The organism is Bradyrhizobium sp. NBAIM08, from assembly GCF_020193935.1.
GTDB lineage: Bacteria > Pseudomonadota > Alphaproteobacteria > Rhizobiales > Xanthobacteraceae > Bradyrhizobium > Bradyrhizobium yuanmingense.
The window spans coordinates 1-380 of record NZ_JADYVR010001385.1; the positions used below are offsets into that span (position 1 = coordinate 1).

The 380-nt window shown below is 58.7% G+C and carries 1 protein-coding gene; it reads right to left on the bottom strand.

Annotated features, from left to right (window positions below; genetic code table 11):
• Nucleotides 1–380: hypothetical protein (locus I6F37_RS45050; protein WP_225155139.1), on the bottom strand; the 380-nt coding region annotated here is incomplete at both ends.

The following is a 380-nucleotide window of genomic DNA, read 5'->3' on the forward strand; positions in this document are numbered from 1 at the left end:
GTGATGATGAGTCGCGCTTTGCTACCGGGGGCAACCGTGGCCGGTTCAAGCCTGCCTCGAATCGCCACGTTGCTGCCTGCGGGGTGATACAAGCCGGCAGTTTGCTTCGGTTCGTCGAATGCGGCGAACTTGGCAACTAGTTTGAAGGTCTTCGGAATGCAGCCGCCGGAACCATGGCAAATCTGGCCGTTGTAGTTCACCGCAATTTCGATGTCCTCGGGCTTCGCTCCAGCCGTCAGTTCGAGCGGCGCGGTCCAGACAACTTTGTCCTCGAAGAATTCTTCCGTCAGCGGTTTGCCATCGTTATCGGTGAAGGCGGTTGATGGTTCTTTGTGCGGATCACGATCCGGGGCGAACGGGCCGGTTACGCGCACATCGAC